Genomic DNA, 25,068 nt, shown 5'->3' on the forward strand with positions numbered 1-25,068 from the left:
GGTCTGGCAAGCTCCGGTGATGGACGTCTCGACGCTGCTCGTCGTGATCGTGTGCCTCGGTGCCGGCGGCGCGGTGGGTTGGCTCGCGGCCCGGTCCCGTTCGGCAGCGGACATCGCCCGCCTCGATGCCACCCTGGCCGCCACCAGGGAGGGCGAGGGCCGGCTGGAGCAGTCGATGCGGGCGTTGGGTTACGAGGCCACCGCGCAGTCTCAGGAGGCGGTGGCCCGGGCGGTCGCGCCGCTGCACGACACCCTGCGTCGCTACGAGCAGCGGGTGGCCGAGCTGGAACACGACCGGGTCGACGCGTACGCCGAGCTGCGTGAGCAGGTCCGGTCGATGACCGCCGTCTCCGGTGAGCTGCGCACCGAGACCAAGCAACTGGTGGCGGCGCTGCGCGCGCCGCAGGTGCGCGGGCGGTGGGGTGAGCACCAGCTGCGCCGGATCGTCGAGGCGGCCGGGATGCTGGAGCACTGCGACTTCGCCGAGCAGGTCACCGCCGCCACCGACCAGCAGGTGGTCCGACCGGATCTGGTGGTCCGGCTGCACGGCGGCCGATCGGTGGTGGTGGACGCCAAGGCGCCGTTCGACGCGTACCTGACGGCCATGGAGGCCCGGGACGAGCGTGGTCGCGACACCCACCTCGACGCGCACGCCCGGCACCTGCGGGGGCACGTCGACGCGCTGGCGGCCAAGTCGTACTGGTCGGCGTTCGACAACTCGCCGGAGTTCGTGGTGCTGTTCGTCCCCGCCGATCCGTTCCTCGACGTCGCACTCCAGCGTGACCCGACGCTGCTGGAGCACGCCTTCACCCGCAACGTGGTGCTTGCCACGCCGGCGACGCTCGTCGCCCTGCTCCGCACTGTCGCCTACTCGTGGCGGCAGGAGGCGCTGGCCCGCAACGCGCTCGCTGTGCACACCCTCGCCCGCGAGCTCTACGGTCGGCTCTCCACCCTGGGCGACCACGTGGGCAAGCTCGGGTCGTCGCTGGCCGGGGCGGTGACCGCGTACAACCGGGCGGTCGGCTCGTTGGAGGCCCGGGTGCTGGTCAGCGCCCGTAAGCTCGCCGAGTTGGGCGTGTCGGACGAGGAGTTGGCCACGCCCGCGCAGGTCGAGTTGACGCCCCGACAGCCGCAGGCACCCGAGCTTGCCGATCCGGCAGACGACGAGGTCACGGCCCGCTAATCGGCGCCGGTCAGGAGCGGTTGGCGTTCGACACGACGAACGGGGTGCCCTGCTGACAGGTGGTCATCATGCCGGGCTCGGCCCGGCCGGTGACCTCCACCCGCGTGCCCGGGGTGAGCACGTCCCGCGGCCCGCCGAGCAGCAGGTAGCCGTCGAGCAGGACGCACTTTGGCTCCACCCCGGCCCGCACGACGCCGCTCAGGGTGGTGGCCCGAACCCCCGGGGGCGTGCTCGGACCGCCCGGCTTCGGCCGCGACGGCGTGCTGCTCGGGGCGGGGTCGACGATCGACGGCGTGCTGCTCGGGGCGGGGTCGACGATCGACGGCGTGCTGCTCGGGGCGGTGGTGGTCGGGTCGGTGGTGGTCGGGCTGGTCACCGGCTGCGTCTCCGTGGGCGTTGCCGGCGGGGTCGCAGTGGGGGTGCCGCCTCCGGCGTTCCCGCTGCCGCAGGCGCTCAGCGCCACGCAGATGGTCAGCGCGGAGACGGCGAGCCGAAAGGTCCTCATGCCGGATCTGACGTACGCCGGGTCGACTTCGTTCCCGCGATCAGCCGCGCGCCGCCGCTGCCTTCATGTCCCGCTTCAGCTCCTGCGGGAGGGAGAACGTGAGCCGCTCGTTCGCGGTGGTGATTTCCTCGACGTCGGCGAAGCCCCGGGCGGCGAGGTAGGCGAGCACCTCCTGGACCAGGTCGTCCGGGACGCTCGCGCCGGAGGTCAGGCCGACAGTGTTGGCCCCCTCCAGCCAGGCGTCGTCGATCTCGTGGGCGAAGTCGACAAGGTGACCGGCGCGGGCGCCCGCGTCCAGGGCGACCTCGACCAGTCGGACCGAGTTGGAGGAGTTCGTCGAGCCGACCACGATCACCACGTCGCACTCGGGGGCGATCTCCTTGACCACGTGCTGCCGGTTGGAGGTGGCGTAGCAGATGTCGTCGCTGGGTGGGGACTGCAGCAGCGGCAGCCGCTGCTTGAGCCGGGCCACCGTCTCCAGCGTCTCGTCGACCGAGAGCGTGGTCTGGGAGAGCCAGACCACCTTCTCCGGGTCGCGGACGGTGACCTTGTCAGCGCCGTCCGGCCCGTCGACAAGTTGGATGTGCGCGGGGGCCTCACCGGCGGTGCCGACGACCTCCTCGTGCCCCTCGTGGCCGATGAGCAGGATGTCGTAGTCCTCGGCGGCGAACCGCTTCGCCTCGTGGTGCACCTTGGTGACCAGCGGGCAGGTCGCGTCGATCGCCTTCAGCGAGCGCTGCCTGGCCTGCTCGTAGACCTCGGGGGCGACGCCGTGCGCGGAGAAGATGACGGTGGACCCCTCCGGCACCTCCTCGTTCTCCTCCACGAAGATCGCGCCCTGGGCCTCCAGGGTCTGCACCACGTGCTTGTTGTGCACGATCTGCTTGCGCACGTAGATCGGGGCGCCGTAGAGCTTCAGTGCTTCCTCGACGGTCTGCACCGCGCGGTCCACGCCGGCGCAGTAGCCGCGCGGCTTCGCCAGGAGCACGCGCTTGCCGGTCCGGAGAGTCGCCTCAGCCTCAGTCACCCACCCATCGTACGTGCCAACCCCCCAACGGCCACCACACCACAACCCCACCCCGAACCCACCCCCACCTTCGTCGATCATGAAGTTAGCGCTGCGACACGCCGACACAGAGGGCAATAACTTCATGATCGACGGGTCAGGCGGGCCGGGTCAGGCGGGCCGGGTCGTAGGGTGGGCGGGTGAGCTTGGGGGCTGGGGCTGGGGCTGGGGCTGGGGCGGGGGCTGGGGTGGGGACTGGGACTGGGACTGGGGCTGGGATGGGGACTGGGGCTGGGGGCGGGGCCCGGAGCAGCGCTGAGGAGCCCTGGCCCGTTCGGGTCGTGTCGCAGAAGGTGGGGGCATGGATCGCCAAGCTGGGCTGGGTGTGGGTGGATGGGCAGGTGGCGCAGATCAGCCGCCGCCCCGGGGCCAGCACCGTCTTCCTCACCCTGCGTGACCCGTCGGCCGACCTGAGCCTGACCGTCACCACCAACCGGGACGTACTGGACGCCGGCGCCCCGGAGCTGCGCGAGGGTGCCCGCGTGGTGCTGCACGCCAAGCCGGAGTTCTACGCCGCCCGGGGCACCCTGAGCCTGCGCGCCGACGAGATCCGCCAGGTGGGGCTCGGTGAGCTGCTGGCCCGGTTGGAGAAGCTCAAGAAGCTGCTCGCCGCCGAAGGGCTCTTCGACCGGACGCGTAAGCGTCGGCTGCCGTTCCTCCCCAACCGGATCGGGCTGATCACGGGCCGTGCGTCGGCCGCCGAGCGGGACGTGCTGACCAATGCCCGGCGGCGCTGGCCGGCGGTGGAGTTCCGCACCGTCAACGTGGCCGTACAGGGGGCCGCCGCGGTGCCCGACATCGTCGCGGCGCTGAAGGTGCTCGACGCCGACGAGAGCATCGACGTGATCGTCATCGCCCGGGGCGGTGGCGGCATCGAGGACCTGCTCCCCTTCTCCGACGAGGCGCTCTGCCGGGCCGTCTTCGCCTGCCGTACCCCGGTGGTCAGCGCCATCGGCCACGAGACCGACGCGCCACTCATCGACTACGTCGCCGACCTGCGGGCCTCCACCCCCACCGACGCGGCCAAGCGGATCGTCCCCGACCTCACCGAGGAGGTACGCCTCATCGGCCAGGCCCGGCACCGCCTCGAACGGGCGGTCCGCAACCTGGTGGACCGGGAGACGCACCGGCTCGACGGGCTGCGGTCGCGGCCGGTGCTGGCCCGCCCGCAGGTGATGGTGGAGCATCGGGCCACCGAGCTGGCCGCGCTGCGCCAGCGGGCCGGCCGCTGCCTGGATCACCGGCTCACCGCCGCCGACGATGATCTGCGGCACACCCTCGCCCGGCTGCGCGCGCTCTCCCCCGCCGCCACCCTCGACCGGGGGTACGCGATCGTGCAGCGCACGGACGGCCACGTGGTGCGCGCGGCGGCCGAGGTGGGCAAGGGCGACCCCCTGCGGGTACGCCTCGCCGAGGGCGAGCTGAGCGCGACCGTCGACGGCTGAGCCTGGGCATCCCCGCCCGTGTCACACGTCCGGCTCGTAACCCGATGCGGCCAGGTGAGCCCGAACGCGCTCCACCTCCGCCGGCAGTGGCCGTCGGGTGCTCAGCGCCGCAGCGGCATCGTTCTCCACGACCACTACCTCACCGTCGACGAACTCCGCGACCAGGCGGGCAAGCCCTCGTTCGGAGAAATCCTCGGACATCACGACGAGAAGTGGCAGGTAGTCCTTCTCCGGCAGGCCGTCCGGATAGGCCCGACGGAGGACGTGCAGGGACGGCAGGAGCCAGTCCGGCAGCACGACGACCTCCTGAACGAGTTCGACTGATGGACTGCGACGTCGAGATCCACCTCGGGGCGACTGCGCCCCGCGAGGTCGCAGTCAGCGGTGCGGATCGGATCGCGCTCGGACGGGACGTCTCGCGTGCCACGACGCGCCGGCCGGCAGGCGGACCCGCGGCCGGGCAGCCCGCCGCCGGTGTGGTGGGATGGGTGCGATGAGCGACGAGAAGGATGCCGGGCCGGACGAGCGGCTCAGTTACGAGCAGGCCCGCGCCGAGCTGGCGTCGGTGGTCGAACGGCTGGAGGCCGGCGGCACGTCCCTGGAGGAGTCGCTGGCGCTCTGGGAGCGTGGTGAGGCGCTGACGGTGATCTGTCAACGCTGGCTGGACGGCGCGCGGGCACGCATCGACGCCGCCCGGCCGGAGCCCGGGTCCTGACCGACGCCGGTGGGGCGGCCGGAGCCGCCCCACGCGGGCAGGTCAGTTGTTGAACAGGCTGTACAGCTCGGCCGGCGCCTCGACGACCTGGTCCGCTGGCGGCTTCTGCGCGGCGGTGGCGGCGTCGTAGTCGGAGTACGTCATCTTGATCTCCTGGGCGGCGGTCTGCCCGGCGGCTGGCAACTGCAGCACCAGTTCGCTGAGCCGGCCCTGCGGGTCCACCTTCGCGGTGAACGGGACCGTCTTCGCCTGGGTGCCCAGCGCGGCGATCGTGGCCGCGTTCAGCGAGCCCGCCTCGGCGGCCTTGGTGATGTCGATGGTGCCCGCGTACGCGCCGGTGCCGGTGCTGCGGACCTCGGTGATGCCCTGGGTCAGCACCGCGCTGCCGGCCGGGTCGACCTTGTCGAAGTCGAAGCCGAGGTTGCGGTTGCCCTTGATCCGGGCCTGGTCCAGGTGCTGGTACTTGCCGAGGTTGAGCTGTTTGATGGCGGGCAGGCTGTCGGCGGTCGGTCCGGTCAGCTCCAGTTTCACCCAGCTGTCCGGCTTGAAGTGGATCACGTCGAGCTTCATCGCGAGGTCGGATGAGGGGCCGCCGATGGCGAACTTCATCGCCGCGCTCTGGCTCGGCTGGTGCACCTGCCCCTCGGCCGTGGAGCCGGCACCGGCGAGGGTGAACCGGAAGTTTCCGTTGCTGATCGCCTTGGTGGAGTCGAGCAGCGCCTGCTTGGCGTCACCAGCCGCCGGGGCACCGGAGGGGGCCGCCGTGCCGGACGCGGTCACCGTCGGGGCGGCGGTCGAGCCGGTGGTGCCGTTTCCGCCGCTGGCGCAGGCGGCCAGCGCGGGCGTGATCAGGGCGGCGGCCAGCAGGCCGGCGCTGAGTCGTCGAACAGTCATATGTGTCTCCCAAGAGGGTCACCCGACCACCTTGACGGCGCCGGACACCGGGCGACGCGGCAGCACCGTCGGCCACGCCGCGCGATCCGGGCCGAGCAACGCGCCCGGGTCACTCCCTCCTTGTTCCCAGTCGACGCGTCGAACAATCACCCTTATCGTCCGGTTGCTCGCGCCAACCTGCCCCGAAAAGCGGGATCGGGGTGGCCCAGGGCCACCCCGATCCGTCGTGCCGACCTACTTGAACATCTCGTACGTCGCAGCCGAGGCCTCGACGACCTTGTCCGCCGGCGGCTTCTTCGCGCCGGTGCCGGCGCCGTAGCCGGCGTACCCGATCTTGATGTCGTGCGCGGCGGTCTCGCCGGCGGCCGGCACCGAGATGACCAACTCGGTGAGGCGACCCTGCGGGTCCAGTTTGGCGGTGAACGGCAGCGCCTTGGCCTGCGCGCCCAGCGCGGTGACGACATCCTCGTCGAGAGCGACCGACTCGGCGGAGGCGCTGATGTCGATCTTGCCGGCGTAGGTGCCCTCGCCGGTCTTCTGCACGTCCGTCACGGCCTTGACCAGCGTCTCGCTGTCGGTCGGGTCGAGCGCCTCCGGGTCGAGCTGGAGGTCCTTGATGCCCTTGACCTTGGTCTTGTCGAGGTGCTGGTACTTGCCCTTGTTCTTCGCCATTTCGGGGACCATGGCGGCCATGGCACCGCCGACGTCCAACTTCACCCAGCTCTCCGAGTCGATGTAGATGAGGTCCATCTCCATCGACACGTCCTGGGAGGCGTCGCCCAGCTTCATGGTCAACTGCGCGCTGTTGCTCGGCTTGTGCACCAGGCCGCTGCCGGCCAGGTTGGCGCCCGCCAGCGTGAAGGTGAAGTCGCCCTTGGCGGCCTCCTTCGTGGAGGCGAGCAGCGCCTCCTTCGGGTCGGCCGGCACGGCCGGCGCGGCCGGGCTGGATGCGGCGGCCGGCTCGGCAGCGTCGGACTTGCACGCGGCCAGGCCGGGGACGAGCAGGGTGGCGGCGAGGAAGCCGAAGCTCCACCGTCGAATGTTCACTGAGATCTCACTTCACCAGGATGGACATGGCCCGGCCGCATCGTGCGGACCGGACCGAGCCGAGGGAGCGTAACGGATCCCGCCCGGCGATGCGGGGGCGTATCGATCTCAGGCTGTCAGCGCAGCGCGCCAGCGAGTTCGCGCAGCTCGTTGTCCCGGGCGTCACCGACGACGAGCACTGTGCGGGTCGGTTCCAGCAGAACCAGCGCCTGCTGGTTCCCCCGGGCCGTGTAGCGCTGCCAGGTGCGCCCGGCCAGCTCCGTCGGACCCTGTGGCTGACTCTGGTCGGTCAGCTCGACGGGGAGCAGTCGCTCTGCGGGGACGTTGCTCTGCAGCAGCTGGACACCCCGCCCCTCCGGCGTCAGGTAGCCGATCCGCAGGTTCGCGCCGCCCTCGACGGTCTGGTAGCGGGCGCTGACCGTACGCCAGCCGGAGCCAAGCCCCTGCGGCTCACTCACCGGGAAGGTGTTCGCCGAGCGCGCCTGCTCGATCGCCGGGGCCGCATCGACAGTGGTGGGCTGGTCGCCGCCGAGGAAACCCCTGTAGAACGCCAGCAGCAGCGCGATCGGGATCAGCAGCACCAACAGCGAGATCGCCATGTCCTTGGGCGAGCGCTCGGCCTTGGTCGACGCCGCAGCCACCCGTGGCGGTGGGGCGGGCCGCTCACCGGTCCCCGTGGCATCGGCGGCATCACCCGGTCGGGCGACCGAAGGCCGCGCCGACGGGTCCGGCGCCGGCTCACCAGCAGCCGGCGCTCGCTCACCAGCGACGAGGGCCGGCTCGCCGGCAGCCGGAGACGAGCCACCGACGACATGGGCCGGCTCGTCGGCAGACGGAGACGACTCACCGGCGACAAGGGCCGGCTCGCCGGTGGCCGGCGCCGTCGGACCGGTCGCGGCGGGCTCGGCGTCGACCGGCGGCTGACCGTCGGGTGGCGTGCGGTCGGCGGGTACGCGGTCGGCAGGCTGTGCGGGTTCCACCCCACCATCTTCGCAGCCGCCCGACCGGCGGTATCCAGGCCATCACCGCCCCGCGCCGACGCCCGGTCGGCCATCGTGTGAGGATCAGCGACAAAGCCGGCAGCGGGTCCGCTCCGCCGCCGGCCGTCCCCGCACCGTCGCGAGGAGGAGCAGCCGTCATGACGAACACCAGGACGCGGATCCCACAGGATCTCGACCGTAACCTCGCCCTCGACCTGGTCCGGGTCACCGAGGCCGCCGCGATGGCGGCCGGTCGGTGGGTGGGTCGGGGAGACAAGGAGGGCGGCGATGGCGCGGCCGTCGACGCCATGCGCAAGCTGATCAACTCGATCCAGATGCGCGGCGTGGTGGTGATCGGTGAGGGCGAAAAAGACAACGCCCCGATGCTCTTCAACGGCGAACACGTCGGCGACGGCACCGGCCCCGAGGTGGACGTCGCCGTCGACCCGGTCGACGGCACCACGCTGATGAGCAAGGGCATGCCGAACGCCGTCGCGGTGCTGGCCGTCTCCGAACGGGGCGCCATGTTCGACCCCAGCGCCGTCTTCTACATGGAGAAGCTCGCCGTCGGGCCGGCGTACGCCGACGTGGTGGACATCAACGCCGGGGTGGCCGAAAATCTGCGCCGGATCGCCAAGGTCAAGGGCACCGACGTCTCCGAGGTCACGGTCTGCGTGCTGGACCGCAGCCGCCACGACGACCTGGTCACCCAGATCCGCCGGACCGGGGCGGGCATCCGGTTCATCTCCGACGGTGACATCGCGGGCTCCATCGCGGCCGCCCGGGGCGAGTCGGAGGTCGACGTGCTGATGGGCATCGGCGGCACGCCGGAGGGCATCATCTCCGCCTGCGCCCTGAAGTGCATGGGCGGTGCGATGCAGGCCAAACTCTGGCCGCGCGACGAGCAGGAGCGGGAGAAGGCGCTCGCCGCCGGGCACGACCTGGACCGGGTGCTGGGCACCGACGACCTGGTCACCGGGGACAACTGCTTCTTCGTGGCGACCGGGGTGACCTCCGGGGACCTGCTGCGCGGGGTGCGGTACCGGGCCGGCGGCGCGTACACCCAGTCGATCGTGATGCGGTCGAAGAGCGGCACCATCCGGGTGATCGACTCGTACCACCGGCTGGAGAAGTTGGCGCTCTACTCCGCTGTCGACTTCGACGGTCGTCCGTTGGCCGAGCAGGAGTGACAGCCGTCCACACGGAAACACCGCAGAGCCTGTCGGCCGCCCGCCGGATCACCGGCGTCGCGCTGGCGTCCGTCTCCGGGGTCGCGGTGGCGTTGCAGTCCCGGATCAACGGCGAGTTGGGAGTACGCCTCGGCGACGGCTTCGCCGCCGCGATCATCTCGTTCGGCATCGGCCTGTTGGTGCTCCTGGTGCTGGTGCCCGCCACCGCGGCCGGACGGCGGGGCCTGATCCGGGTGCGGCGTGCGCTCACCACTGGCACGCTGCGGCCGTGGCAGTGCCTCGGTGGCATGTGCGGCGCATTCCTGGTGGCCTCCCAGGGCCTCACCATCGGCACGCTGGGCGTCGCGGTCTTCACCGTGGCCGTGGTCGCCGGTCAGTCCGGTAGCAGCCTCGCCGTGGACCGGGCCGGCATCGGTCCGACCGGTCGACAGCCGGTGACCCGGCAACGGCTGGCCGGCGCGGCGCTCACCGTGCTCGCTGTCGGCCTGGCGGTCGGCGACCGGCTCGGCACCCCGGGCACGCTGGCGCTGGCCCTGCTGCCGCTGGTCGCCGGGATGGGCACCGCCTGGCAGCAGGCGGTGAACGGGCGGGTCCGGGCGGCGGCCGACAGCGCGTTGACCGCGACACTCGTCAACTTCGCCGTCGGCACCGTCACCCTGCTCGTGGCGTTCGCCATCGACCTCGCGGTACGCGGTTGGCCGACCGGTCACCTGCCGAGCGAGCCGTGGCTCTACCTGGGCGGCCCGATCGGCATCGTGTTCATCGCGATCGCCGCCGCGATCGTGCGGTTCACCGGGGTACTGCTGCTCGGCCTGGCCACGATCGCCGGCCAGATCGTGGGGGCGGTCCTGCTGGACCTGGTGCTGCCCACGGCGGCCTCCCACCCGGGCCTGAACACCCTGCTCGGTGCCGCGCTGACAATGGTGGCGGTGCTGATCGCGGCGTTGGCACCACCGGCCCGCCGCTGACCGGGGCGTCGCCGAACGGTCAGTCCGGCGGGAGCTGCGCCGGGTAGGGCGGCCGGAGCTGCGGCGGAGGCGGGTCAGGTGCCGCCGGTAGGCGCGGAGGGTGGGGTGCGTTCGGGTAGGGCGGATCGGACGCCGCCGGCGGACGCGGAGGGTGGGGCGCGCTCGGGTACGGCAGATCAGACGCCGCCGGCGGACGCGGAGGGTAGGGCGCGCTCGGGTAGGGCGGATAGGGCGGGCGCGGCGGGTACCTGTTCTCGAACGCGCGGACCGGGTCGACCAACCCGGCGATCCGGAGGGCCAGCAGCATGCCCGGCACCGTGCCCAACAGGGCGAGCAACACCGCGAACCGGGTCTGCGACGGGGTGCCGTGCAGCCAACCGATGAGCGGCAGCCCGGCCATGACGACGGTGAGCAGGAGCCCGGCCAGGGCCCATCCGATCCAGCGGGGCAGCGCCCCCTGGTAGGAGGCTCGGACCATCAGGGTCACCGCCGTCAGGAGGCACGCCGGCAGAACGACGACCATCAGGGAATCGAATGTCGAGTAGTCGTCGTTGCGCTCCCAGGCCAGGGCCAGCACGATCCCCGCGGCCAGCATCACCCCGCTGCCGGCGACTCCCCACCAGCGTGGCCCTCCAGCACGTCGGATCGCCAGGTGGGCGGCGAGCACTGTGACAGTGACACCGAGGCTCAGCGCGAGCGCGAAGGCGAGCAACACATCGGTCTGGCGGTCGCCGGGCTCGCCCCGTTCCAGCACTGTCGGATCGTTCCAGCGGGTGTCCGGGGTGTCCCGCTGGCCGGGGAAGCCGTCCCGTCGCCACCCGCCGTCCGACCCCCGGCGCAGGAAGCCGTCCCGACCGTTTGCGACAAGCACCTCGTGGCCACCGGCGCCGGCGGGATAGACGATCAGATCACGGGAGGCGAAGTGCTGGCTGATGTCGCCCGGACTGTCGAACCGGCGGGCGAACGCCTCCCGACGCGTGTCCGACACCTCCCAGGCCACCTGCCACGTCGTACCGGCGTCGTCGCTCTGCTCCACCCGCAGGTGATTGGGGACCACCCGGTAACACCGCTGCGGCTGGGCCGGCACGCACGCCTGCCGCTGCCCGACCTCCGGCCCTGACAACAGCTGTTCCTCGGCGACCTCGGCGGGTCGCCAGGTGTTCCCCCCGTCCGCACTCACCGACCACTTGCCGTCGGCTGGCTCAACCGGCCAACTCTCATTGTCGTAGCCCGAGCCGATCGACACCGCCGGCTGACCGTCGAGCAGAGCGGTGCCCACCGCGTACGGGAAGTGCAGCACGCTCGTCGCGGCCACCGCCAGCACCGCCGGCGGCAGCAGCACGAACAGTCGGACCAGCCGGGCGGTGCGTCGGCGCACCGGTCGGCGACGTGACCGGGTCCAACTCCACAGGGCCAGACCGAGCGCCGGCAGGGTCAGCAGGTCGGTCCGGTCGGCCCGGACCAGCGACGGCCCGGCCAGCACGGTCCAGGCCGACGAGGCCACCTCGGCGGCGTACCCGCTGGATTTGACGAGCGCGAACCCGGCGCCCACCGCGACCAGCCCGCTCAGCGCGGCCACCCGAGCCGGCAACCGCGGCACCAGGAGGGTCAGCAGCACCGCGACCAGCGGCGGGGCGAGCACCAGGCCGGCGACGTCGCTCAGCTTGCCGGTCAGCGGGCCGGGGAAGGCCGGCTTCAGCACATGGTCGTTGACAGGCAGCAGGACCAGGGCGAGCAGGGTGGTGGGGTGGCCGAGCCAGGAAAGGGTCGTCGGTGCGCCGTCGTGCCGTGCCTCGGGGCCGGTCATCCTCTCAGGGTCCGACCGAGGTGTCTCGATCCGGACACGGGTCGGTCCGAGTCCGATACCGACGGTCAGCCGGCGTCGGAGGAGTGCCCCGGAAAAAGGTGTGCGCTCGGGTCGATGGCCACCGCCGCGTTGTTGACCGCCGTCGCCGCCTCACCGAAGCCGGTGGCGATCAGCCGCACCTTGCCCGGGTATTCGGTGATGTCGCCCGCGGCGAACACCCGGGGCAGGTTGGTGGCCATCGCGCTGTCCACCAGGATGTGCCGGCGGTCCAGCCGTAGCCCCCACTCGGCCAGCGGGCCCAGGTCGGCGGTGAAGCCCAGCGCGGCGACCACGGTGTCCACCGGCAGCGTTTCGGTGGCACCACCGCGGACGGTCACCTCGGCGGCGGTCACCGCGCCCTCCCCGATCAGGCGGCTGACCTCGGCGTTCACCACCACCCGTACCGGTAGGGAGAGCACTCGGGCGACCGTCGAGGCGTGCGCCCGGAACTTTTCCCGGCGGTGCACCAGGGTCACCGATCGGGCGAGTGGTTGCAGCGCCAACGCCCAGTCGAAGGCGGAGTCGCCACCACCGACGATCAGCACGTCCCGGTCGGCGAGCTCGGCCGGCTGGGTGACGAAGTAGACGATCCCGGTGCCGGGAGCGCCGTCGGCGCACGGCAGTGGGCGCGGGCTGAAGCTGCCGAGGCCGCCGGTGATCACGACCGCGCCGCAGCTGAGCTGCTCGCCCCCGGCCAGGCCGAGCACCGGGCGGCCGTCGGCGTACGAGAGTTTCTCGGCACGGGTGTTGAGGAGGTACCGGGGTGCGAACGGGGCGGCCTGGGCGACCAGGTTGGCCACCAGGTCCCGGCCCTTGATGGCGGGGAAGCCGGCCACGTCGAGGATCAGCTTTTCCGGGTACATGGCGGTGACCTGACCACCGGGCTCGGGCAGCGCGTCGATCACCGCCACCGACAGCCCCCGGAACCCGGCGTAGTACGCGGCGAAGAGACCGGCCGGACCGGCCCCGATCACGGCGATATCGACCTCACGCATGGCGTACCGTCGCTTTCCGCTTACGGATCAACGCTTGCTGATCTCGACCGTAGGCGGGCGGCGGCGGTCCGGCAAGCACGTCTCAGGAGCCACGCCGGGGAATTGGTCAGGGCATGCTGAGCGTGGAACCGGAGTAGTCCGGCCCGTCCACCGTCGGGCGTCGACGACGGAACAGGATCGCCGCCACCACCCCACCGAGCAGGCCGAACAGGTGGCCCTGCCAGGAGATCCGCTCGTCGGTGGGGAGGATGCCGACAAGTTGCCAGCCGTAGAGCAGGCCGACAAGCAGGAAGACCGCGAAGTTCCACCAGCTGCGTTCGACGATGCCCCGGGTGAGCAGGATGCCGAGGTAGCCGAAGATGACTCCGCTGGCGCCGACAACCACCGAGTTGGGCGAGCCGGTGAACCAGACGCCGAGCCCGCTGACCAGGATGATGATCAGGGTCGACCAGAGGAAGCGGCGGGCGCCAGCCGCCAGCACGAAGGTGCCCAGCAGGATCAGCGGGATGCTGTTGCTGTAGAGGTGGTCGAAGCCGTGGTGCAGGAACGGGGAGAAGAAGACCCCGTCCAACCCTTCGATGCGCTGCGGGATGATGCCGGCGTTGGCGTCCAGGCCGAACGCGAGCCCCTGGTCGACGGCCTCGATGAGGAAGAGGAACGGGACCACCGCGCACATGGCGACGAACGCCCGGCCGAGCGCGGCGTAGAACGCCTCGGTGCCGAACCGGTTGGGGTCGCCGCTTGGCGGGTGCAGGGTCACCTGACAACTGCTATCAGCAAATGCGGCCGACCGCCACTCGCGTCCCGGCTGAGGACGACGTACGCGCGACGGCGGGGCGGGTGGTCGTCCACCCGCCCCGCCGTCGACGTCGTCAGTAGTGGCCGTGACTCTGGAAGTAACTCCAGGCACCGCAGGGCGAGTTGTACCTGCCCTTGATGTAGCCCAGCCCCCACGTGATCTGGGTGGCCGGGTTGGTCCGCCAGTCCGCGGCGACCGTCCCCATCTTGCTGCCCGGCAGGGCCTGCGGGATGCCGTACGCACCGGACGAGGTGTTGGCGGCCTTGTGGTTCCAGCCGCTCTCCTTGGTCCAGAGCTTCTCCAGGCAGGGGAACTCGGAGATGCCGAAGCCCTTGTCGATCATCAGGGCGCAGCCGATCTTGCGGTTGCCGCTGAACTCCTCGCAGGACGCCGGGATCGGCCCCTCGTACGGCTTGGCGGGCGCGTTGGCAGCGGCCCGCTCGCGCTTGCGGGACGCCGCGGCGGCCTCGGCCTTGCGGGCTCGCTCGGCGGCCTCCTTGGCGGCCTGGGCCGCCCGCAGCTTGGCCTGGTATTCGGCGGCCCGCTGCTTGGAGAACTGCACCTGGTGGGCGGCCTGCCGCTCGCGCTGGTACGCGAGGTCGGCCTGGTCGACCTCGCGGCTGACCTGCTCGGTCAGCCCCTGTTGCTGGGTTTCCCGGTTTTCGCCCAGGTAGAAGCCGCCGGCAACGCCCACGGAGAGCAGCGCCACAGCAGCCGTACGGGCGCCCAACCGGCTCCACAGCCGACTCACGAAGTGGTCCCTTCGTCGGGGGCACGGACGCGGCGCGGAGCGGCCACAGGTGGACCGTCAGCCGTGCCACGAGCGCCCCGACCGTCTGCCGGTCGCGGCGACGCACCGACCGCCGCCGATGTCGTCCGCCTCGCGACGTTCGATCACCAACGATCCTCGTGGTGCGTGGACGCTCGTGGGACACGATTGCGCACAGTGAGGCTGATGGGAAACCAACAGCACTGTTTGTGATCTGCGCCACACTAAAAATGCGGACAAAAGCCCACATAAACACCGTCAGATCGGGATGTCCTCCAGGAGATCCGTGACCATCGCGGCGATCGGCGACCGCTCCGACCGGCTGAGCGTGACGTGGGCGAAGAGCGGGTGACCCTTGAGCGCCTCGATGACCGCTGTCACCCCGTCGTGCCGGCCGACCCGCAGATTGTCCCGCTGCGCCACATCGTGGGTGAGCACCACCCGGGAGCCCTGCCCGATCCGGGACAGCACTGTCAACAACACCCCGCGCTCGAGTGACTGGGCCTCGTCCACGATCACGTAGGCGTCGTGCAGGCTGCGCCCCCGGATGTGGGTGAGCGGCAGCACCTCCAGGATGCCCCGCGAGGTGACCTCCTCAAGCACGTTCTCGTGCACCACAGCACCGAGCGTGTCGAAGACCGCCTGGGCCCACGGCGACATCTTCTCCGACTCCGAGCCCGGCAGGTAGCCCAACTCCTGGCCGCCGACGGCGTACAGCGGGCGGAACACGATCACCTTCTTGTGCCGGCGGCGCTCCATCACCGCCTCCAGCCCGGCGCAGAGCGCCAACGCCGACTTGCCGGTGCCGGCCCGGCCGCCCAGCGAGACGATCCCGATGGACTCGTCGAGCAGCAGATCGAGGGCGATGCGCTGCTCGGCGGAGCGGCCGTGCAGACCGAACGCCTCACGGTCGCCGCGGACCAGCCGGACCGACTTGTCCGGCAGCACCCGACCGAGCGCGGAGCCCCGCCCCGAGTGCAGCACCAGGCCGGTGTGACAGGGCAGACCGGCCGCCTCGTCGAGGTCGAGTGTCTCGCCGGCGTACAACCGACCGATCTGCTCGTCGCCCAGGTTCAGCTCGGACATGCCGGTCCAGGTCGGATCGCTGGCCTGGCCGTGGCGGTACTCGTCGGCGCGCAGGCCCACCGACGCCGCCTTGACCCGCAGCGGCATGTCCTTGCTGACCAGGGTCACCTCCCGCCCCTCGGCGGCGAGGTTGAGCGCGACGGAGAGGATCCGGGCGTCGTTGCTCTCGGTCCGGAAACCGGGCGGCAGCACGCCGTCGTCGGTGTGGTTGAGCTCCACCCGCAGGGTGCCGCCCACGTCGTTGGCGGGCACCGGCGTGTCCAGCCGGCCGTGGCGGACGCGCAGGTCGTCGAGCATCCGCAGCGACTGACGGGCGAACCAACCCAGCTCGGGATGGTGCCGCTTGCCCTCCAGTTCGGTGATGACCACCAGGGGCAGCACCACCTCGTGCTCCGCGAACCGGTGGAACGCCGCCGGGTCGGAGAGCAGCACGGAAGTGTCCAGGACGAAGGCCTGGCCGGCTGGTCGCGGCTCCTTCGGGTCGGCCGGCGCGGCGGCCGCCGAACGGCGGCTCCGGGTGGCACGGCGGGTCGTGGCAGTCGCGGCCGGGCTCTGGTCGGCACCGGCGGTGGTACGGCGAGTCGTCACAGGCCTGCTCCGACGGATGGGCACCCGCCACCCGTGTTCCGCCTCCTCCGGTGCCCGGGGACACGGGGTCGGATGCGGAACCCCGTGCGCGAGGTCGCAGATCCGGGCGGACCGGCTGGCTCGGGAGAACCCCGTGCCATGCCTAGACGCTAGCCCCGACTGACCCTTCCGGCTAGGGGTCGGACGTGGATCTACCTAGACGGGCGGGTGAACGCGGCTTCCCCGGGCCGCTGACCACCACGAAGGCCAGTGGCGGGCAGGGCGGAACCGGCCGGGATGCATGCCCCCTGCGCGCACCCCGGCCGGTTGGGGTCACTGTCACCGGTCTGACGTGACCCCGACGGTGCGTGTCCGCCGCGGACGACGCACCGCGTCGGTGGTGCCGGTCGGCGGGCGCACGCTCGCCGACCGACCTCAACCGGTACGTCGAACGAGCGTGCCGGTCGGGTGCCGCCCGGTGATCGGGGCGGCCGGCGCGCTGAACGACGAGCCGGTGTACGTGGTGCCGGGTCGGGCGACGGTGCTGGCCGAGCGGACGACGCCCGCCGGGGAGACCGACAGGGCGGAGGCGATCGCGGCCTGGGCGTCGCGGCGCCGCCGGTTCCAGGCGCCCCGGTCACCGTCGAAGTAACCCTGCCGGTAGCCGAAGCGGTAGCCGATGCGGTAACTGAGCTGCCCGTGCAACCGGCCGGCCGCGTAGCTTGTCGCGCCGAGCACGAGGACGAGGAATACCGCGAGGAACGGGCTCATCGGGCGACCCCGGCCCGGCCCGGAAGCCCGGTCATCGCTCCTCCGGCTCGATCGTTGTGGGATCCGCGACGAGTAGCCGGTCCAGGTCGTCGGTGCTGACCTCCTCGACCAACTCGACGCTGATCCGGCAGCCGTCCAGCACGATCTCGGCCACCGAGGAACGGCGGATCTCACCGCCGGCGTCGTAGACCCGGACGCTCAACTCCGGGCAGCCGAGGTGGGTACGCCAGGCGTTCCACTCGGCGCGGTCGCCGACGCTCAGCGACAGGTAGCGGCAGCCTCGGGCGAGGTAGAGGCGCCAGGGGGCGGTCAGCCCCGCGGCCACCCCCTCGGCGATCAGCCCGAAGGCCTGGGCGCGGGTGGCGAGCTCGGTCACCACACCCCCTCGGAACCGGGGGCGTGACGCATGTGAGCACCAATCGTCTCATGCACGTGACACACCGTAGATTGTCCCATGGGCGTGACAGTATCAGCTTTTCGTCCGCTTACGCTCACCACTACGGGCATCTATTCTGCCCGCGTGACACCCCTCAACAGTGGCACTGAATCGTTTACCGGAAATCCGAAGATCCCGTCACGTATGCGTGACAGTGGCGAGCCGGGGCGCACGCCCACCACCGGCTGGCCGTACGGTCACGGGGTGACCGAGACGGCCAATGCGCGGAAGATCGCCTTCGCCACCTTCGTCCGCCGCGCCCTGGACGAGGCACGCGCGACCCGAGCCTGGAGTGGCACCGAGGTTTCCCGGCGCACCGGGGTCTCCCGACAGACCATCAACCGGTGGGTCCGGGGCGACTGGGCCAGCGACCCGGAGGCCGAACGGGTGGTCGCCTTCTGCGAGGGCCTGGGGCTGAACCCGGCCGCCGCCTTCGCCGCGCTCGGCTGGGACCGCACCGCGACCGGCCCGCGCGGTGGCCAGCCCACCCCTCCGATGGACCCGGACGTGGAAGCCCTGCTCCGCCGACTTGTCGATCCGAACGTCTCGGACGCGGAGAAGTTCCACATCCGGGAAACCATCAGATATCTCGCATACCGCCCAACGCTGCCGGTCGATGTCCGAAATAGAGGCAATCAAGCAGGCTAGTTCCTCAGATGGCGAAAGAACGCCTGGTCAGGTTCATTCGTTTGCCTCCGGGGCCGGAACGGGCACGCTAGCGTCCGTACTCGTACTGCTTGGGCTCGTCATCGGCGGGGGGACGGGACAAGGCCGAACCCAGCCCTGCGGGACAAAAGGAGGGGTCTGTCCATGACCCTGAAGTGGTTGGCAGTCGTGGTCGCGACCGTGTCGATGACACTGTGGGCGACCGGCAACGCGGTGACCCTCGCGGTCAACGGCGGGCAGCTTCCGCTGCTCGTCAACCTTTTCGTACTCATCACCGCCGGCACCGCGGTCATCCTGGCCGTCGTCGCCGAGCTGCACGAGCGGATGAACGACCGGATCAGCGCGCTCACCGAGTTCCTGGTGGCCCGGCTCAACGAGATCGAGAACCACACCGGAGATCGCAACACCGGGTTCGTGGAGGGCTACCTGTTGAGCCACGGCCAGGACGCGGCCGTGGTGCCGTTCGGCCGGCGTGGACGAGGAGCCGCCGAACGCTGATCGCCCACCGCGCAACGGGTCCGCTCGGCCAGGAATGAGCCTGGATCGCCGGGGTACGCTGACGCGCGTGCCGCCGTTGAATCTGGGCAATCACCAGCCGAGAACCCCGTTGAACGCCGACCAGGCCTGGCGGACCACCGCCCGCCGGGCGGCCGGTACCGTGCTCTTCTTCGACTTCGACGGCACGCTCGCGCCCGTCGACGACGATCCGAGCGCGGTACGACCGGCGCCCAAGGCGTTGGCCGCGATCGAGGCACTGGCCCTGGTCGTGCAGCGGGTCGCGATCGTCTCCGCCCGGCCCGTCGAGTTCCTCCGGGATCAGCTCGGCGGGCTCGAAGGCGTGGACCTCTACGGCCTCTACGGGCTGGAGCACAGCCACTCCGGCGGGGAGACCGTCACCGAGCCGGCCGCGTTGCCCTGGGTGCCGACAATGGTGGAGCTGGCCGACCTCGCCCGGGCGGAGCTGCCGCCCGGCACGCTCGTGGAATACAAGCGGCTCTCCGTCGCCCTGCACTGGCGTACCGCCCCGCAGCTCGGCTCGACGGTGCAGCAGTGGGGGCAGGCCCAGGCCGACCGACTGGGGCTGCGCGTGCAGGCCGGGCGGATGGTGCTGGAGCTCAAACCACCTGTCGACCGGGACAAGGGCATGGTGATCGGCGAGGCGATCAAGGGCGCCACCGGCGCCTGGTACTTCGGCGACGACGTCTCGGACATCAAGGCCTTCGCCGCGCTGCGCGCCCGCGCCACCGCCGACCCGGACTTCCTCGGCGTCTGCGTGGCGGTGGCCAACCCGGAGACCGGCCACGAGGTGGCGAACGCCGCCGACCTGACGATCGAGTCCCCGGCCGCCCTTGGCGACTTCCTCACCCAGGCACTGACCCACCTGCCCTGACCCGGCCGGCGCGACGACAGGCGCGTCGCCCGCCGCCGGCTCAGACGCCGTAGCGGCGTTGTCTGGTCGCGTACGAGCGCAGTGCGCGCAGGAAGTCGATGTGCCGGAAATCCGGCCAGTTGAGCTCGCAGAAGTAGAACTCCGAGTGCGCGGACTGCCAGAGCATGAAGCCGGACAGCCGCTGCTCTCCGCTGGTGCGGATGACCAGGTCGGGATCGGGCTGGCCACGGGTGTAGAGGTGCTCGGAGATGTGCTCGACGTCAAGCACCTCGGCCAACTCCTCGAGCGTGCCGCCGGCGGCGGCGTGCTCCAACAGCAGTGAGCGGACCGCGTCGGTGATCTCCCGGCGACCGCCGTAGCCCACCGCGATGTTGACCTCCGCGCCGCCGGTGCGCTCGCGGGTGCGTTCCTCGGCGCCCTTGAGCGCCGCCGCGGTCTGCGCCGGGAGCAGATCGAGCGCCCCGACGATGCGCAGCCGCCAGGGATTGCCCTCCTCCGACAGCTCCACCACCAGGTCCTCGATGATCTTGAGGAGTGGGTCCAGCTCGCTGGCCGGCCGGCGCAGGTTGTCGGTGGCCAGCAGGTAGAGCGTCACGTGCCCGACGCCGGCCTGGTCACACCAGCCGAGAACATGCTTGATCTTTGCCGCGCCGACCCGGTGCCCGTCGTTCGGGTCGACGAAGCCCATCTCCTTCGCCCAGCGGCGGTTGCCGTCGCACATCACCCCGACGTGCCGGGGCACCGGCTTACCCGCGAGCTTCGCCGTGAGCCGGCGCTCGTACACGGAGTAGATAAGGTTCCGCAGCGTCATCACCTAGCAGCGTAGCGACCCTTCGACCAGATCACCGCCTCGGAGCCCCATCCCCGCCCGGCAGACCGATGCCGATCATCGCCAGCGTACGGGCGGTGAGGCGTCCGTCACCCAGTCCCAGCTCGACCACGTCATAGAACACCCGGTCGTCGCGCCGGGCCGCCCGGACCGCCGCGTCCACCACTCGACGACGCCGGGCCAACCAGGCCGCGACCGAGCTGTGCCGCAGGTGGGTGCCGAGACGGCGGCGCAACCCGTGGGCGTAGCGCTGCGCGGCCGCCTCGGGTGCCTGGGCCGCTGCCGCACCGGCGAGCGCACCGGAGAGCAACGCGTAGAAGATGCCCTCCCCGGTGAACGGATTGATAAGTGACAGCGCGTCTCCGGCGAGCAACGCGCGACCCCGCCCCGGTGTCGGTCGGTGGGTGGACAGCGGCAGGTGATGGGCGCGCAGCGCGGTCACCGTCCCCGGATCGGTGTCGGGCAGTAGCGCGGCCAGCCGGTCCAGCAGGTAGGCCCGGCTCAACGGCTCACCGCGCAGCACCTCCCCGTACCCGACGTTGGCCCGTCCGTCGCCGATCGGAAACGACCAGGCGTACGCCGGCCAGCGCGCCCGCGACGTGACGATGAGCTGCTCGGACGGGCCGGGCAGGGCCGGCGCGTACCCCCGGATGGCAAGCGCCAGGTGCCGGTCGGGATTCTGCGGGTGGCCGAGCGCCCGGCGTACCACCGAACCGGCGCCGTCGGCACCCACCACCACGCGCCCCGACAACTCGCCGTCGAGCACCACCCGGTCGGCGCGCGGCTCGACCCGGCGCACTGTGTGCCTGCGCAACTGCGCGCCGGCCGCCACGGCCGCCGCCACCAGCCGCGCGTCGAAAACCTCCCGGGGCACCGTGTACGCGGGTCGGGGCAGCGCCCGCGCCACGGCGCCGCCACCCGGCGCGATCATGCGTAACGCGGGCAGCGGCGCGTAGCCCGCCACCGCCTCGCTCACCCCCAACTCGGCAAGTACGTCCACCGAGTGCGCGGCGATCCCGTCGCCACACGCCTTGTCCCGGGGGAAGTCGGCCCGGTCCAGCAGCAGCACGCTGGCGCCCGCCCGGCGTGCCGTCAACGCGGCGGCCGCCCCGGCCGGCCCCGCGCCCACCACCACCACGTCGAACTCGTCGCTCACCGCGCCTCCCTCTGTTCGGTGGGCGGCCGGTTCCTACCCCGTCCGGCGATCCGCCCGCGTCGCGGACGCCAGCCGCTGTGGCCGACGCCACCCGCCATCCTGCCCCCCGCCCGCTCACCAGTACCGATGCCGCACGGCGCGGTTCCCGGACTCGCGACGTCGATCATGGAGTTGTGGTGGTAGACGTAATACGCGCACAGTGGCAAGCCGGGCACCACGACTCCATGATCGACGCGGTCGGGGTCGGGGCGGGGGCGTGGCGCACCAGGGCGGGTTGACGTCAGATCCAGCCGTTGGCGCGGGCGTGGTGGGCCGCCTCGATCCGGTTGCGGGTTCCGGTCTTGCCGATGGCGGCCGACAGATAGTTGCGGACGGTGCTCTCGGACAGGTGCAGGCGGGCGGCGATGTCGGCGATGGTGGCACCGTCCACGGCAGCGGTCAGCACGTCCCGCTCCCGCTCGGTGAGCGGGTTCGGGCCGGCCGACAGCGCCGCCGCCGCGAGCGCCGGATCGATCACCCGCTCGCCGGCCAGCACCCGGCGGACGGCGACCGCGAGCTGCTCGACCGGCCCGTCCTTGACCAGGAAGCCCGCCGCGCCGGCCTCCATCGCCTGTCGCAGGTAACCGGGACGACCGAACGTGGTGAGGATCAGCACCCGGCACTCGGGCAACTGCTCCCGCAGGATCGCCGCGGTGTCCAGACCGCTGCCGTCGGGCATCTCGATGTCGAGCAGTGCCACGTCCGGACGGCTCGTGCGGGCCGCCTCCAACGACTCGGCCACGGTGCGGGCCTCGGCGACCACCTGCATGTCGGCCTCAAGGTTCAACAACAGGGCCAGCGCGCCGCGCATCATGCCCTGGTCCTCCGCGAGCAGCAGCCGGATCATCCGGTCACCGTCGCGATCCGGCTCGTGGGAACCCGGACGGTGAGCAGCAGACCTCCGCCGCGCGCCGGACCGACCTCCAGGGTGCCGCCCGCCTGCTCCAGCCGCTCGGTGAGACCACGCAGACCGTTGCCGAAGGTCGGCCGGCCACCCACCCCGTTGTCCCGAACGGTGAGCACCGATCCGTCGGCGTCGGTGTCGATCCTGATGTCGCACCGTGACGCCCGACTGTGTCGCAGCACGTTCGTCACCCCCTCCCGGAGCACCCACGCGAACACGTCGTCGGTCTCGACGTCGAGCTGCCCTCCCATCCGCACGCTGACCGCGATGCCGACATCCGCCAGGACGGTACGGGCGTTGTCCAACTCCCGGCCGAAGCTGTGCTCGCGGTAGCCGGTGACCGCCTCCCGTACCTCGGCGAGGGCGGTGCGACCGATCCGCTCGATGTCGGCTGCCTCCACGGTGGCCCGCTGGGGGTCTGTCGGAGCCAGCCTGCGTACCACCTCGGCCTTGACCACGACCAGCGACAACGTGTGGCCGAGCAGGTCGTGCAGGTCCTTGGCGAACCGGAGTCGTTCCCGCTCCACCACCGTGCGGGCCAGCTCTCGCTGGGTGCGGCGCAACTCGTCGACCAGACGGGCCACCCGGGCGAACGCCAGCGTCATGGCACCCGCGAGCAGCGTGATCAGCGCGATCTGGGCCATGTTGTCGGCTGGCAGACGTCGGGCCACCCCGATCACCAGCACCGCCACGACGCTGCCACCGACCCAGCCGAAGCCCCACCCGACCTGGACCAGTCCCACCGCGCCGGCGGAGCACACGTACATCAGCAGGGCCAGCCAGCCCTCCGAGGCACCGGCGTACGCGGTAGCGAGCGTCACCCCGAGCAGCGCGAGCAGGGCCAGCCCGGCGTGGTGCAGGGCCGGTCGGATGGTCAGTCCGACCACGGGGACCGCCACCAGGGCGAGATAGAGCAGGGCGAAGAGGGCCAGCCCGGCCGCTGCCATCGCCACCGGGTGGACCTCTCCCCGCACGATCGTGGCGGCCGGGGGCAGCAGCAACCACAGCCACAACGTGTGAGCCAACACGAGCACGACGCCGCGGCGCCGCCGACTGCGGTCGACGGACACCGTCGTGTCGGCGGTACCAGGCAGGTCGGCCGCATCAGGCATGGCGAAAACCGTATCGGTGGTCAACGGCCCACGGCCGCGCGCCGGTAGGCCCACGCCGCGACCGCTGCGAAGAGCAGGGTCCAGGCCAGGAGCAGGCCCAACCCGGACGGGGTGGGCGGCAGCCCGGCGACCGACCGCCAGCCGAGTTCGGCGTACCGGTAGGTCGGCAGCAGGTGCGCCAGGTGCCGCAACGCGGCGGGGAAGTACGTCACCGGCAGCAGCAGGCCACCAAGGACCGACAGGCCGAGGAAGGCCAGGAAATTGACCACCTGGGCCACCTGCGGGGCGAGCCCGTAGCCGATGGCGAGCCCGACCAGGGCGAACGGTATCGAGCCGGCCCACAACAGCAGCAGGAGCGCGGTCCAGCGGGCCGCGTCCAGGTGGACGTCCTGTTGCAGCCGCCCGGCGACACCGACCGCGACCACCGACGGCACCCCGGTCAGGGTGCTGACCAGCGCCTTCGTCACGACTGCCCGCCAGGGCGGCAACGGGGTGACGCGGAGCTGGTGCAGCCAGCCGACCGCCCGCTCCTGGGCGACCGCCGACCCCACCGAGAGCACGCCCGCGACGGCGCCGTATCCGGCCAGGCCGACCATGAGCGCGGCGGGCGCGGCCACGCCCTCCAGTTGGTCACCGCTACCGGCGAACCCGGAGAAGATCAGGTACGTGAGCACCGGCCCCAGGACGGAGAACAGCATGAGACGCGGGTCCCGGATCAGCCGACGCACCTCGAATCGTAGATAGGCGCGCATGTCAGTTGTCCCCTCCGGCGTCGGTGAGAGTGAGGAAGGCGGGCTCCAGCGCGACGGAGACCTCCAGTCCGCGGAAACCGCGGGTGCCCGCCAACGCGATGACTGTGGCGTCGGCATCGTCGGTGGTGAGCACCACCCGGTCGCCCCGCACCTCCACCGAGCGGACACCGGGCAGCGACTCCAGCCCGGTGATCGCTGCGCCGGCAACGTCGAAGGCGACGGTACGGCTACCCGCGAGGGCACGGATCTGGGCGGGCGGCGCGTCGGCAACCACCCGGCCGGCGGCCAGCACCACGATCCGATCGGCGTACTCGTCGGCCTCGTGCAACTGGTGCGTGCTGAACAGGACGGTGTTGCCCTCGGCGGCGTACCGGCGCAGGGCAGCCCAGAATTCCCTCCGGGCGGCGACGTCCATGCTCGCGGTGGGTTCGTCGAGGACCAACAGCTCCGGGCCGCCGGCCAACGCGAACGCGAACCGGGCCCGCTGCGCCTCCCCACCGGAGAGTCGGTCCAGCCGACGATTCGCCTGGCCGGTCAGCCCCGCCGTCGTCAGGATCCGATCGGTGGCCGACGGGCGCGGATACAACGCGCGGGCCAGCTCGATCACCTCTCGAACGGTGGCGGCGGACACGACCCCGGCCCCCTGCGGCATCGCGCCGACCCGGCCGGCCCGGGCCGCCTCGGTGGGAGACCCACCGAACAGGGCCACGGTCCCGGCATCGGCCGGGGCGAGACCGAGCATGATCGAGATGGCTGTCGTCTTGCCCGCGCCGTTGGGCCCGAGCAGCGCGACGATGCTGCCCCGCGCGATGCTCAGGTCGATGCCGGCAAGGGCTCGCACAGGTCCGAACGATCGGGTCAGTCCAGTGAGACGTACAACGATGTCACCCATGCCCAGAACGCTACGAACGCCCAGAGCCCGCCGGCAGAGCCGCCAATACCGGCCGGGCAGTGACAA

The 25,068-nt window shown here is 71.7% G+C and carries 27 protein-coding genes; 8 read left to right on the forward strand and 19 right to left on the reverse strand.

The annotated features are described in order from the left end of the window. The first annotated feature begins 19 nt into the window (after nt 1-19). Nucleotides 20-1,183: a DNA recombination protein RmuC gene (locus tag AB0B85_RS04725; protein WP_357403582.1), complete on the forward strand. Its 1,164-nt coding sequence runs from the start codon at nt 20-22 to the stop codon at nt 1,181-1,183. A 10-nt stretch (nt 1,184-1,193) separates the two neighbouring features. On the opposite strand, the gene AB0B85_RS04730 is transcribed toward AB0B85_RS04725, so the two are convergent. Together AB0B85_RS04730 and AB0B85_RS04735 are read right to left on the reverse strand one after the other, a co-directional pair. Beyond that, complete coding sequence (locus tag AB0B85_RS04730; protein ID WP_357403584.1) at nt 1,194-1,688, reverse strand: hypothetical protein; 495 nt, start codon at nt 1,686-1,688, stop codon at nt 1,194-1,196. A gap of 40 nt (nt 1,689-1,728) precedes the next feature. Beyond that, nucleotides 1,729-2,715 (reverse strand): 4-hydroxy-3-methylbut-2-enyl diphosphate reductase, encoded by a 987-nt coding sequence (locus AB0B85_RS04735; protein ID WP_357403586.1) that lies wholly within the window; start codon nt 2,713-2,715, stop codon nt 1,729-1,731. A gap of 257 nt (nt 2,716-2,972) precedes the next feature. On the opposite strand from AB0B85_RS04735, the gene xseA reads away from it, so the two are divergent. Continuing rightward, on the forward strand, nt 2,973-4,199 hold the full coding sequence (gene xseA, locus AB0B85_RS04740) for an exodeoxyribonuclease VII large subunit (RefSeq protein ID WP_357403588.1): 1,227 nt from the start codon (nt 2,973-2,975) through the stop codon (nt 4,197-4,199). 21 nt (nt 4,200-4,220) lie between these two features. Here xseA and AB0B85_RS04745 read toward each other — a convergent pair whose 3' ends face one another. Continuing rightward, complete coding sequence (locus tag AB0B85_RS04745; protein ID WP_357403590.1) at nt 4,221-4,496, reverse strand: DUF3349 domain-containing protein; 276 nt, start codon at nt 4,494-4,496, stop codon at nt 4,221-4,223. 196 nt (nt 4,497-4,692) lie between these two features. Between AB0B85_RS04745 and AB0B85_RS04750 the strand changes: the two genes are divergently transcribed. Then, nucleotides 4,693-4,914 (forward strand): exodeoxyribonuclease VII small subunit, encoded by a 222-nt coding sequence (locus AB0B85_RS04750; RefSeq protein ID WP_357403592.1) that lies wholly within the window; start codon nt 4,693-4,695, stop codon nt 4,912-4,914. Nucleotides 4,915-4,956: 42 nt separating this feature from the next. Here the strand turns inward: AB0B85_RS04750 and AB0B85_RS04755 are convergent, their stop codons facing one another. The 3 genes from AB0B85_RS04755 to AB0B85_RS04765 form a co-directional block, all read right to left on the reverse strand. Next, entirely contained in the window at nt 4,957-5,808 is an 852-nt protein-coding gene (locus AB0B85_RS04755) for a hypothetical protein (RefSeq protein WP_357403594.1), read from the reverse strand. Nucleotides 5,809-6,042: 234 nt separating this feature from the next. Then, nucleotides 6,043-6,855: a hypothetical protein gene (locus AB0B85_RS04760; RefSeq protein ID WP_357403596.1), complete on the reverse strand. Its 813-nt coding sequence runs from the start codon at nt 6,853-6,855 to the stop codon at nt 6,043-6,045. Between the two features lie 116 nt (nt 6,856-6,971). After that, nucleotides 6,972-7,835: a DUF4245 family protein gene (locus AB0B85_RS04765; RefSeq protein ID WP_357403598.1), complete on the reverse strand. Its 864-nt coding sequence runs from the start codon at nt 7,833-7,835 to the stop codon at nt 6,972-6,974. A 158-nt stretch (nt 7,836-7,993) separates the two neighbouring features. Here AB0B85_RS04765 and glpX point away from each other — a divergent pair, with 158 nt between their 5' ends. Further along, on the forward strand, nt 7,994-9,025 hold the full coding sequence (gene glpX / locus AB0B85_RS04770; RefSeq protein WP_355027794.1) for a class II fructose-bisphosphatase: 1,032 nt from the start codon (nt 7,994-7,996) through the stop codon (nt 9,023-9,025). A 29-nt stretch (nt 9,026-9,054) separates the two neighbouring features. After that, nucleotides 9,055-9,993: a DMT family transporter gene (locus AB0B85_RS04775; RefSeq protein WP_357403757.1), complete on the forward strand. Its 939-nt coding sequence runs from the start codon at nt 9,055-9,057 to the stop codon at nt 9,991-9,993. 19 nt (nt 9,994-10,012) lie between these two features. Here AB0B85_RS04775 and AB0B85_RS04780 read toward each other — a convergent pair whose 3' ends face one another. The 7 genes from AB0B85_RS04780 to AB0B85_RS04810 form a co-directional block, all read right to left on the reverse strand. Further along, nucleotides 10,013-11,800 carry a hypothetical protein gene (locus AB0B85_RS04780; protein ID WP_357403601.1) on the reverse strand — a complete coding sequence of 596 codons (1,788 nt, stop codon included), beginning with the start codon at nt 11,798-11,800 and terminating at the stop codon, nt 10,013-10,015. 65 nt (nt 11,801-11,865) lie between these two features. Further along, nucleotides 11,866-12,834 carry an NAD(P)/FAD-dependent oxidoreductase gene (locus AB0B85_RS04785; RefSeq protein WP_357403603.1) on the reverse strand — a complete coding sequence of 323 codons (969 nt, stop codon included), beginning with the start codon at nt 12,832-12,834 and terminating at the stop codon, nt 11,866-11,868. A 106-nt stretch (nt 12,835-12,940) separates the two neighbouring features. Continuing rightward, a complete protein-coding gene (locus AB0B85_RS04790; protein ID WP_357403605.1) occupies nt 12,941-13,594 on the reverse strand; it encodes a rhomboid family intramembrane serine protease in 654 nt (217 codons plus the stop codon). 112 nt (nt 13,595-13,706) lie between these two features. Continuing rightward, on the reverse strand, nt 13,707-14,384 hold the full coding sequence (locus AB0B85_RS04795; protein ID WP_357403607.1) for a lytic transglycosylase domain-containing protein: 678 nt from the start codon (nt 14,382-14,384) through the stop codon (nt 13,707-13,709). Between the two features lie 276 nt (nt 14,385-14,660). Next, complete coding sequence (locus AB0B85_RS04800) at nt 14,661-16,076, reverse strand: PhoH family protein (RefSeq protein ID WP_357403609.1); 1,416 nt, start codon at nt 16,074-16,076, stop codon at nt 14,661-14,663. A gap of 414 nt (nt 16,077-16,490) precedes the next feature. After that, the gene (locus AB0B85_RS04805; RefSeq protein WP_357076516.1) at nt 16,491-16,826 is read right to left on the reverse strand and encodes a hypothetical protein; all 336 of its coding nucleotides are present in this window, start codon (nt 16,824-16,826) and stop codon (nt 16,491-16,493) included. 31 nt (nt 16,827-16,857) lie between these two features. After that, nucleotides 16,858-17,202 (reverse strand): hypothetical protein, encoded by a 345-nt coding sequence (locus AB0B85_RS04810; protein WP_354995764.1) that lies wholly within the window; start codon nt 17,200-17,202, stop codon nt 16,858-16,860. Between the two features lie 264 nt (nt 17,203-17,466). On the opposite strand from AB0B85_RS04810, the gene AB0B85_RS04815 reads away from it, so the two are divergent. The 3 genes from AB0B85_RS04815 (at nt 17,467) to otsB (ending at nt 19,318) form a co-directional block, all read left to right on the forward strand. Then, on the forward strand, nt 17,467-17,910 hold the full coding sequence (locus tag AB0B85_RS04815; RefSeq protein WP_357403611.1) for an XRE family transcriptional regulator: 444 nt from the start codon (nt 17,467-17,469) through the stop codon (nt 17,908-17,910). Between the two features lie 162 nt (nt 17,911-18,072). After that, nucleotides 18,073-18,426, forward strand: coding sequence for a hypothetical protein (locus AB0B85_RS04820; RefSeq protein ID WP_357403613.1), 354 nt, complete (start codon nt 18,073-18,075; stop codon nt 18,424-18,426). A 67-nt stretch (nt 18,427-18,493) separates the two neighbouring features. Further along, complete coding sequence (gene otsB, locus AB0B85_RS04825) at nt 18,494-19,318, forward strand: trehalose-phosphatase (RefSeq protein WP_357403615.1); 825 nt, start codon at nt 18,494-18,496, stop codon at nt 19,316-19,318. A gap of 40 nt (nt 19,319-19,358) precedes the next feature. Here the strand turns inward: otsB and AB0B85_RS04830 are convergent, their stop codons facing one another. The 6 genes from AB0B85_RS04830 to AB0B85_RS04855 form a co-directional block, all read right to left on the reverse strand. After that, nucleotides 19,359-20,129 (reverse strand): isoprenyl transferase, encoded by a 771-nt coding sequence (locus AB0B85_RS04830; protein ID WP_357403617.1) that lies wholly within the window; start codon nt 20,127-20,129, stop codon nt 19,359-19,361. Between the two features lie 31 nt (nt 20,130-20,160). Further along, the gene (locus AB0B85_RS04835; RefSeq protein WP_357403619.1) at nt 20,161-21,303 is read right to left on the reverse strand and encodes a geranylgeranyl reductase family protein; all 1,143 of its coding nucleotides are present in this window, start codon (nt 21,301-21,303) and stop codon (nt 20,161-20,163) included. Between the two features lie 280 nt (nt 21,304-21,583). Then, nucleotides 21,584-22,189, reverse strand: a complete 606-nt coding sequence (locus tag AB0B85_RS04840; protein ID WP_357403621.1) for a response regulator transcription factor — start codon at nt 22,187-22,189, stop codon at nt 21,584-21,586. Then, entirely contained in the window at nt 22,186-23,358 is a 1,173-nt protein-coding gene (locus AB0B85_RS04845) for a sensor histidine kinase (RefSeq protein ID WP_357403623.1), read from the reverse strand. The genes AB0B85_RS04840 and AB0B85_RS04845 overlap by 4 nt, the downstream gene beginning before the upstream one ends. Before the next feature lie 20 nt (nt 23,359-23,378). Then, nucleotides 23,379-24,110, reverse strand: coding sequence for an ABC transporter permease (locus AB0B85_RS04850; protein ID WP_357403625.1), 732 nt, complete (start codon nt 24,108-24,110; stop codon nt 23,379-23,381). Between the two features lies 1 nt (nt 24,111). Continuing rightward, nucleotides 24,112-25,002 (reverse strand): ABC transporter ATP-binding protein, encoded by an 891-nt coding sequence (locus AB0B85_RS04855; RefSeq protein ID WP_357403627.1) that lies wholly within the window; start codon nt 25,000-25,002, stop codon nt 24,112-24,114. Nucleotides 25,003-25,068: the final 66 nt, after the last annotated feature.

It is taken from the genome of Micromonospora sp. NPDC049044 (assembly GCF_040649215.1).
Taxonomy (GTDB): domain Bacteria; phylum Actinomycetota; class Actinomycetes; order Mycobacteriales; family Micromonosporaceae; genus Micromonospora.

Excerpts from the sequence above, each read along its gene's own strand:
- AB0B85_RS04725 (WP_357403582.1), top strand. The coding sequence starts at position 20 with ATGGACGTCTCGACGCTGCTCGTCGTGATCGTGTGCCTCGGTGCCGGC.
- AB0B85_RS04730 (WP_357403584.1), bottom strand. The coding sequence starts at position 1,688 with ATGAGGACCTTTCGGCTCGCCGTCTCCGCGCTGACCATCTGCGTGGCG.
- xseA (WP_357403588.1), top strand. The coding sequence starts at position 2,973 with ATGGGGACTGGGGCTGGGGGCGGGGCCCGGAGCAGCGCTGAGGAGCCC.
- AB0B85_RS04750 (WP_357403592.1), top strand. The coding sequence starts at position 4,693 with ATGAGCGACGAGAAGGATGCCGGGCCGGACGAGCGGCTCAGTTACGAG.
- AB0B85_RS04755 (WP_357403594.1), bottom strand. The coding sequence starts at position 5,808 with ATGACTGTTCGACGACTCAGCGCCGGCCTGCTGGCCGCCGCCCTGATC.
- glpX (WP_355027794.1), top strand. The coding sequence starts at position 7,994 with ATGACGAACACCAGGACGCGGATCCCACAGGATCTCGACCGTAACCTC.
- AB0B85_RS04780 (WP_357403601.1), bottom strand. The coding sequence starts at position 11,800 with ATGACCGGCCCCGAGGCACGGCACGACGGCGCACCGACGACCCTTTCC.
- AB0B85_RS04785 (WP_357403603.1), bottom strand. The coding sequence starts at position 12,834 with ATGCGTGAGGTCGATATCGCCGTGATCGGGGCCGGTCCGGCCGGTCTC.
- AB0B85_RS04805 (WP_357076516.1), bottom strand. The coding sequence starts at position 16,826 with ATGAGCCCGTTCCTCGCGGTATTCCTCGTCCTCGTGCTCGGCGCGACA.
- AB0B85_RS04820 (WP_357403613.1), top strand. The coding sequence starts at position 18,073 with ATGACCCTGAAGTGGTTGGCAGTCGTGGTCGCGACCGTGTCGATGACA.
- AB0B85_RS04830 (WP_357403617.1), bottom strand. The coding sequence starts at position 20,129 with ATGACGCTGCGGAACCTTATCTACTCCGTGTACGAGCGCCGGCTCACG.
- AB0B85_RS04840 (WP_357403621.1), bottom strand. The coding sequence starts at position 22,189 with ATGATCCGGCTGCTGCTCGCGGAGGACCAGGGCATGATGCGCGGCGCG.
- AB0B85_RS04845 (WP_357403623.1), bottom strand. The coding sequence starts at position 23,358 with ATGCCTGATGCGGCCGACCTGCCTGGTACCGCCGACACGACGGTGTCC.
- AB0B85_RS04850 (WP_357403625.1), bottom strand. The coding sequence starts at position 24,110 with ATGCGCGCCTATCTACGATTCGAGGTGCGTCGGCTGATCCGGGACCCG.
- AB0B85_RS04855 (WP_357403627.1), bottom strand. The coding sequence starts at position 25,002 with ATGGGTGACATCGTTGTACGTCTCACTGGACTGACCCGATCGTTCGGA.